This window comes from Streptomyces sp. NPDC002845, assembly GCF_053591955.1.
On the sequence record NZ_JBSFUU010000007.1, the window covers coordinates 188,608 to 196,261 of the forward strand.

A 7,654-nucleotide genomic window follows, 5' to 3' on the forward strand; every position below is an offset into this window, starting at 1 on the left:
CTCCTCAGCTGCGCGGCCTCCGCGCCCGTCTGATCATCGCCTTCGGCCTCGTCGCCGTCCTCACCGCCACCGTCACCGGCGCCCTGACCTTCCGTGAGGCCCGCAACGGCATCCTCCAGCAGAGCCAGGACACCGTGATCAAGCAGCTGCGCGGCCAGGTCGACGGGATCGCTGTCGGCCTCGCCTTCCCCCCGGCCGAGTCCGATCTACAGCGCTTCGCGACCGACATCGCGGACGCCGAGCAGTCCCGGACCTGGCGCGTACTCGTCACCTACCGCGACCTGAGCGCCACCTCTGTCCCCGGCGACCCGTTCGAGGAGCTGACGCCCGCCCTGCGCGAGGCCGTGCGCTCCAACCCCGTCACCGTCTTCCAGCGGGTGCGCGACGGCGACCGTGCCTCGCTCGTCGTCGGTATGGCGGTCGCCTTCAAGCTCTCGCCGGAACGGAGCCCCCGCGCATCCGGCGTCCAGGTCTTCCTGACGGTGCCTCAGACGAGCGAGCAGGCGTACGTCGACGCCCTGGTCAGCGCCGTCGAGCGGGCCACCGTACCCGCCCTCGGCCTCGCCGTCCTGCTCGCCCTGCTGGCCGCCCGTGGAGTGCTGCGGCCGGTACGCGCACTGCGGCACGCCACCCGCAGCATCGCGGAGGGCCGCCTCGACACCCGGCTCGCCGTCAACGGCTCCGACGAACTGGCCGATCTGTCGCGCACCTTCAACGAGACCGCCGCCGCCCTGGAGACGTCGGTGGCCGAGCTGCGCGAGATGGAGGCACGCGCCCGCCGCTTCGCCGCCGACGTCTCGCACGAACTCCGTACCCCGCTGGCCGCCATGTCGGCTGTCACCGACGTACTCGACGAGGAGGCGGCCCGGCTGGACCCGGACACCGGCACGGCCGTACGGCTGATCAGCGAGGAGACCGTGAAGCTGGCTCGCCTGGTGGACGACCTGATGGAGATCTCCCGCTTCGACGCGGGCGCGGCCGTCCTGCACCTCGACGAGATCGACCTCGCCGAGTCCGTACGCCGCACACTCGCCTCCCGCGCCTGGTCGGAGCAGGTGGCGACCCGGCTGCCCGAACCCGGCGCACTGCGCGGCCGGGTCGATCCGCGCCGCCTCGACGTGATCGTCGCGAACCTGGTCGGCAACGCACTGCGGCACGGCGCACGCCCTGTGGAGCTGCGTCTGTACGGATACGGATACGGACACGGACCGGGGACCGGGCAGGGGACGGGGCAGTCGGCCGGGCAGGCGGCCGGGCAGCGGGCCGGGCAGGAGACGCGGGCGGTCATCGAGGTGTGGGACAGCGGTCCCGGCATCCCCGACAGCGTCCTCCCCCATGTCTTCGAGCGCTTCTACAAGTCGGACACGGCCAGGACCCGCACCGAGGGCAGCGGGCTCGGACTCGCGATCACCGCTGAGAACGTACGCGTGCACGGCGGCACCATCCGTGCGGCGAACCACGCCGGAGGCGGTGCCGTCTTCACCGTGGACCTTCCGCTGCGACGCCACGACGACCGGCCCACGGGAGGCCCCCGATGACACCCGCTCGCCGTGCCGCCGCGCCGCTCCTGCGCTGCTCGCTCCTCTCGGCGGCGCTGTTCACGCTGTCCGCCTGCGGCATCGCCACGACCGGCGTGGTGGAAGCGGGACAGGCCGCCACCGGTGTCACGCCGACCACGTTGCTCTACTTCGTCGGCGACGGCACCTCCCTGGTCGCCGTCCCCCGCACGTCCACCGACCCGGTCGATGCCGAGAAGGCCGTGGCGATGCTGCTCGACGGCCCGACCGACCTGGAACTGGTCGACGGCCTGACCACCGAACTGCCGGGGTTTCCGGTGGAACTACTCCCGCCGGATCCGGATGCGGCCCCCGCTCCGACGCAGACGTCCCTCGCGATGAAAGTACGGACGGAAGGCGACACGGTGTCGATCGAGATGCCCCAGAACCTCAGAAGCCCCCTTTCCCGCACCGCGACCGACCAGCTGATCTGCACGGCCGCCATTGCTCACCTCATCACCAGCCAGGACATCGATTCGGCGAAGGTGACCGTGACGGGCCGTACCGACACCGGCCGCTGGAGCGCGGAGGGATCGAGCACCGCCTGCCCCACCCACGCGACCCCTGTCCGCCCGAACACCGAATCTCCGCCCGCAACGCTGCCCGAGCAGCCGCCCGTACCAGTGCCCGAGGAGCCACTCTTTCGCTGACCACCACGGCCGGCCTGGCCTCCCACGCCCGGCCCGGGGCGTCCCGCCGACCTTGGCCGAGGCGACAGCTCAGCCTCCGCCGTCAATCCCTGATCGGTACGACGTACCGCACAATGGCTCGCATGCCTAGGCAATCCGCTTCCCTGGACCGTGCGACTCCCGAACGCATCGCGGAGACCGCCCTGTCGATCGTGGACCAGCAGGGCCCCGGGGCGCTCAGCTTCCGCAGCCTCGCCGTCGCGCTGGACATCTCGGTCGCCTCCCTCCAGCGCCGCTGCACCGACCTGGCCGGGCTGCAGGACCTGGTGACCGACCATCTCGCCGCCCGCCTGCCCGAGGTCCCTCCCGGCACCGACTGGGCCACGGCCACCGAGACCCGGTTCGTCGCGCTGTACGAACTGCTGACGGCGCATCCCGGGCTGGTCGCTCTGCGCGGTCCCCGGCCGTGGCTCGGCCCGCAACTGTTGAAGCGCCTGGTGGAACCACAGCTCGCCGACTCCCTGGCGGCCGGCCTGACACCACTCGACGCGATCACCGCCTACCGGCGGATGTACCTGCTCACCCTGGGCAGCGCCAGCTTCGTCGACCACCGCGACCCGAAGGCGGCCCTGACCGCCACCCGGCGCGCCCTGGCCGCCCTCGACCCCGAGGAGTTCCCGACACTGACCAGCCACATGGCCACGATCCTGTCCGCCGCGGTCGACCACGAGATCTACTTCGGCGCACTCCGGCAACTCATCCACGCAGCCGATCCCGCCCGGTCCTCGGCCGGGGGAAGCCGCAGTAACCACTGCCCTGCCCCTCCTGACGGGGCCTGGCCCAGCCCGCGCACCTGACGTTCCACGCCGGGCGCCGGCCGGGCCGACGCGCGACCACCGCCGTACCTGTGCCGGCGAACCCCGTGACGCCCTGCCCTGTCGGCCGGCCGTGCCCGTTGCCTGCGAACACGTTCGACAGTACGGTCCGCTGTGATCATTTAGTGCGCGCCTCGGCGGCGGCGTACACAGGGCGGAGGAAGAGGCAGATGCGGGAACAGAGCACGCGGGTGATCCGTAATCCGGTTCTGGCGGGCTCGCACCCGGATCCGTCGATCCTGCGCGTGGGGTCGGACTTCTACCTGGCGACCTCGACGTTCGAGTGGTACCCGGGTGTGCGTCTGCACCACTCGACGGACCTGGTGCACTGGCGGCCGCTCGGCGGGGCGCTCGCCGATGCGCGGCTGCTGGACCTGACCGGGTGTCCGGACTCCGGCGGGGTGTGGGCGCCCAACCTCAGTTACGCGGACGGCCTGTTCCACCTCGTGTACAGCAACGTGTCGACCTACGTGGGCGGTTTCACGGACTGCCCCAACTACCTGGTCACCGCTCCGTCGATCGAAGGTCCGTGGTCCGACCCGGTGCTGCTGCACGCACGCGGTTTCGACGCCTCTCTCTTCCACGACGGCGCCGACACCTGGCTGCTGAACATGGTTCACGACTGGCGGCCGGGACACGGCGGATCGGCGGGCCTGGAAGCGACGCCCTACGACCGCACGGCGCGTCGGCTGACGGGCGAGCCGCGCCCCATCACCCTGCCGCCGCAGGCCGGCTGGATCGAAGGGCCCAACCTCTACCGTCGCGGCCCCTGGTACTACCTGCTCACCGCGGACGGCGGCACCGGCTACGAGCACCAGATCACGGTCGCCCGCTCCCGCACCCTGACCGGCCCGTACGAGCGTGACCCGCGCGGCCCGCTGCTCACGGCCCGCGACCACCCGGACCTGCCGTTGCAGAAGGCGGGGCACGGCAGCCTGGTGGAGACCGGCGACGGGCAGTGGTACGTGGCCTACCTCGTCGCCCGGCCGCACGGGCGGCGAGGACCCTGCGTACTGGGCCGGGAGACGGCCCTCGCGCCGGTCACGTGGACGGATGACGGATGGCCGCGCACCTCGACCGGCCTGCCCGCCCTGGAGGTAGCCGCCCCCGGCCCGGCCGCCGAGGGCGAGGACGCGCTCCCGGCGAACGGCCTTCCGTGCTCGGCCGGTTCCGACCGGGCCGACGGGTTCGACCGGCCGGTCCTTGGCCCCGACTGGTCGACACTGCGCCGGCTCCCGGCGCCCGACTGGCTCTCCCTCACCGAACGCCCGTCCCACCTGCGCCTGCGCGGCGGCCGGTCCCCGCAGAACCTGATCGGGCCCAGCCTGGTGGCCCGCAGGATGACGGCGTCCCGCTGCGCGTTCGAAGCGACGGTGGAGTTCCGGCCGCGCTCCTTCCAGCACCTGGCCGGGATCACGGCGTACTACAACACCCACAACTGGTACTACCTGTACGTCACCGCGGACGACGACGGGCGCCCGGTGCTGCGCTCGGCGAGCTGCGACCGGGGCGTGATCGGCGTCGACGAGGCCGGCCAGGTACACCTCGGAGATACGACGCGGCTTCGGCTCGGCCTCGACATCGACGGGGCCACGTTGCGCTTCCGCTGTGACACGGGGCGCGGTTGGCGGCCCGTCGGCACTCCGTACGACGCCACCGTGCTGTCCGACGAGCACGCCGAGCACATCGAGGACGGCCGGATCCGCTCCCTGGGGTTCACCGGCGCCTTCGTCGGTCTGTGGGCCTGGGACCTGAGCGGGGGTGGCCTGCCCGCCGACTTCGACGAGGCGGCCTACCGGGCGGTCACCGGACCGGCCTCAGGCTCCGGCAGAGGCAGCGGCAGCGGCAGCGGCAGCGGCAGCGGCAGCGGCGCTGGGATGCCGCCGGGTGCCCTCCACGCTTCGTGACGGCCCGACCGGTGCCGCCTTCACGCCCCGTTGGGCTCAGTGAACCGAGAACCCGCCGTCGACGAAGATCGCCTGCCCGGTGACGTAGCCGGAGGCGGAGCCGGCCAGGAACACCGCCGCCCCGGCGAAGTCCTCGGCCAGGCCGTTGCGCCCGACCAGTGTGCGCGCGGCCAGCGCCGCCACCTTCTCCGGGTCGGACGACAGCCGCGCGTTGAGCGGGGTCATGACGAAGCCGGGCACCAGCGTGTTGCAGGTGACGCCGTGGGGCGACCACGCCTCGGCCTGGGAGCGGGCCAGCGACTCCAGTGCCCCCTTGGAGACCCCGTAGGCGCCGCTCTGGACGAACGCCCGGTGCGCCTGCTGGGAGGTGATGTGGATGATCCGCCCGAAGCCCCGCTCTGCCATGCCGGGCCCGAACCGCTGGCCCAGCAGATAGGGCGCGTCCAGGTTCACCGCCATCGTGGTGTCCCACACCTCCTCGCCCAACTCGCCCATGGGCGGCCGTATGTTGATCCCGGCGCTGTTGACGAGAATGTCGGGCTCGCCGAACGCCTCGGCCGCCTGCTCCGCCGCCGCGCGCACCCCGTCGCGGGTGCTGAGGTCGGCGCTCACCCAGGCCGCCCGGCAGCCGTCCGCCGCCAATTCGTCGACCGTGGCGGTCAGTTCCGACTCCCTGCGCGCCACGATCACCACGCTCGCCCCCGCTCGCGCGAGAGCCCCGGCGATGGCCCGGCCGATGCCGGAACTGCCGCCCGTCACCACGGCGACCCGGCCGTCCAGCGAGAACAGTTGGGAGAGGTAGCTGTGCGAGATCATGTTCGCACCCTAGACGGCGCGCTCCACGGGGACAGTGGTGCGGGTGCGGGGAGACGTCCCGGCCGTGCGGCGAAGGGCACTGGCCTGCCCCGCCGTCAGGACTCGGCGTCTTCCCCAGCCCGCTGTCGCTCCGCGATCATCTCGACCAGTTCCTCGGCGCTCGCCCGCGTGTGGCGTTCCACCTCGGCCTCGATGGTCTGGGGGTCGCCGCCGAGGATGGCGTCGATCAGCCGTTCGTGGACGTGCAGGGCCCGGTCGGGGTCGGACCGGGTGCTCTCGTCGACCGTGATGGCGACGTTGATCTGCGCTTCCACGGTCGGCCAGATCCGCTTCAGCATGGTGTTGTCGGAGGCTTCCCAGATGGTGCGGTGCAGGGCGACGTGGGCCTGGTGGAGACGTGCGGCGTCCTGCGCGCCGTGTGCGTCGCGGTACTCCTGCCAGGCGGCCTTCAGCTTGGCCCGCCGGGTGCCGTCGGGGTCGTCGGCCAGTGCCCGCGCGGCGAGCGACTCCAGGGCGACGCGGACGTCCGCGATGTCGGTGATGAACTTCTCGTCGATCGATGTGACGACGACTCCGCGGTAGGGCTGCTGCTCCAGGAGCCCTTCGTGGATCAGCTGGTAGACGGCTTCGCGCAGGGTCGGGCGGCTGACGCCCAGCTGCTGAGCGATGTGGACCTCCCGCAGCGGCTGACCGGCCTTCAGCTCGCCGGCCATGATCGCCCGGCGGAGCTCGTCCGCCACCGCGTCCCGGCGCGTCTGAGTGGTGACCGGCCTCGGACCGGCGGCCTGGGCGGCGTTCTCGCTCATGAATCCTCCGCAGATTGTCAGACCGCATTCTAGGGGAGCGGCGGAAGCGGCCGGGCGGCACCGCACGCCGCGCGGTGCCGCACCGGATCGCGTCGATGGAGTCACCCCACCCGACAAGCCGTGACGGCCCGCCGGATGAACCGGCGAGCCGTCACGTCCGTCCGTCGCTACTGCCGGACGAGGGCCTCCTGGGACTCCCAGAAAGAGGCTCCCTTGATGCCGGCCTTCTCGGGGTCGAAGACCGGGTCGAGGCCCTCCTTCATCTGGCGCTCGTAGTCCCGCCGGGCTCGAAGGCCTATCGGCAGGAGCAAGGCGATGGCGATCATGTTGAACCAGGCGATGAGCCCGTACCCGATGTCGCCCATCTGCCAGACCAGTTCGGTGGTGCGTACTGTGCCGAGGTAGGCCGACAGCAGGACCACGGCCTGCACGATGCGGGCCGGGACACCGCGGGAACTGCCGGTCAGGTACACGATGTTCGTCACGCCGTAGTAGAAGTACGACAGGAGCGAGGTGAAGGCGAAGAAGAAGATCGCGACGGCCACGAACCCGGAGCCGAAGTCCGTTCCCGGGACGCCTGTGTCGATGGCGGTCTGCGTGAACGCCGCCCCCGCCTCCACCCCCGGAAGGTTCTCGACGAGTACGTCTTCTCGCCCCTCGGGCAGGATGTTGTACGCGCCGGTCGACAGGATCATGACACCGGTCGCCGTACAGACCAGCAGGGTGTCGACGTACACGGAGAACGACTGGACCAGTCCCTGCTTGACCGGGTGGCAGACCGAGGCCGCCGCACCGGCGAAGCCGCCTTCGCCGACACCGGCGACGTTCGAGTAGAGGGAGCGCCGGACACCGCGGCGCCGATCATGCCGCCGAAGACGGCGTCGGTTCCGAACGCCGAGGACATGACCATCCGCACGACCTCGGGGATCTCCCCGGCGTTCATGGTCAGGACGACGACGGCGAGCAGCACTTGACTTGCACCTCGGGCTGAAGCCCGAGGATTCTGGCCTTCTCGACTTGCTGCTGTGCCGCTACGCGGCACGGGGTTCGGTCGGGAATCCGTGG

At 71.6% G+C, this 7,654-nt stretch carries 6 protein-coding genes and 1 pseudogene; 4 read left to right on the top strand and 3 right to left on the bottom strand.

Going from position 1 to position 7,654, the window contains the following annotated elements; translation table 11 throughout:
• Positions 1-32 precede the first annotated feature (32 nt).
• The 4 genes from ACWD3C_RS07490 to ACWD3C_RS07505 all read left to right on the top strand — a co-directional run bounded on the left by ACWD3C_RS07490 (position 33) and on the right by ACWD3C_RS07505 (position 4,967).
• Positions 33-1,538: an ATP-binding protein gene (locus tag ACWD3C_RS07490; RefSeq protein WP_451141104.1), complete on the top strand. Its 1,506-nt coding sequence runs from the start codon at positions 33-35 to the stop codon at positions 1,536-1,538.
• Complete coding sequence (locus ACWD3C_RS07495) at positions 1,535-2,206, top strand: hypothetical protein (RefSeq protein WP_451141082.1); 672 nt, start codon at positions 1,535-1,537, stop codon at positions 2,204-2,206. The genes ACWD3C_RS07490 and ACWD3C_RS07495 overlap by 4 nt, the downstream gene beginning before the upstream one ends.
• A 122-nt stretch (positions 2,207-2,328) precedes the next feature.
• On the top strand, positions 2,329-3,042 hold the full coding sequence (locus ACWD3C_RS07500) for a TetR/AcrR family transcriptional regulator (RefSeq protein ID WP_451141084.1): 714 nt from the start codon (positions 2,329-2,331) through the stop codon (positions 3,040-3,042).
• A gap of 188 nt (positions 3,043-3,230) precedes the next feature.
• The gene (locus ACWD3C_RS07505) at positions 3,231-4,967 is read left to right on the top strand and encodes a glycoside hydrolase family 43 protein (protein WP_451141086.1); all 1,737 of its coding nucleotides are present in this window, start codon (positions 3,231-3,233) and stop codon (positions 4,965-4,967) included.
• Positions 4,968-5,003: 36 nt separating this feature from the next.
• Here ACWD3C_RS07505 and ACWD3C_RS07510 read toward each other — a convergent pair whose 3' ends face one another.
• The 3 genes and pseudogenes from ACWD3C_RS07510 to ACWD3C_RS07520 all read right to left on the bottom strand — a co-directional run bounded on the left by ACWD3C_RS07510 (position 5,004) and on the right by ACWD3C_RS07520 (position 7,532).
• Positions 5,004-5,783: an SDR family NAD(P)-dependent oxidoreductase gene (locus tag ACWD3C_RS07510; protein ID WP_451141088.1), complete on the bottom strand. Its 780-nt coding sequence runs from the start codon at positions 5,781-5,783 to the stop codon at positions 5,004-5,006.
• Positions 5,784-5,878: 95 nt separating this feature from the next.
• The gene (locus ACWD3C_RS07515; protein WP_451141090.1) at positions 5,879-6,589 is read right to left on the bottom strand and encodes a GntR family transcriptional regulator; all 711 of its coding nucleotides are present in this window, start codon (positions 6,587-6,589) and stop codon (positions 5,879-5,881) included.
• Between the two features lie 167 nt (positions 6,590-6,756).
• A pseudogene (locus tag ACWD3C_RS07520) lies at positions 6,757-7,532 on the bottom strand (alanine:cation symporter family protein).
• Between the last annotated feature and the right edge of the window lie 122 nt (positions 7,533-7,654).

Excerpts from the sequence above, each read along its gene's own strand:
- ACWD3C_RS07495 (WP_451141082.1), top strand. The coding sequence starts at position 1,535 with ATGACACCCGCTCGCCGTGCCGCCGCGCCGCTCCTGCGCTGCTCGCTC.
- ACWD3C_RS07500 (WP_451141084.1), top strand. The coding sequence starts at position 2,329 with ATGCCTAGGCAATCCGCTTCCCTGGACCGTGCGACTCCCGAACGCATC.
- ACWD3C_RS07505 (WP_451141086.1), top strand. The coding sequence starts at position 3,231 with ATGCGGGAACAGAGCACGCGGGTGATCCGTAATCCGGTTCTGGCGGGC.
- ACWD3C_RS07510 (WP_451141088.1), bottom strand. The coding sequence starts at position 5,783 with ATGATCTCGCACAGCTACCTCTCCCAACTGTTCTCGCTGGACGGCCGG.
- ACWD3C_RS07515 (WP_451141090.1), bottom strand. The coding sequence starts at position 6,589 with ATGAGCGAGAACGCCGCCCAGGCCGCCGGTCCGAGGCCGGTCACCACT.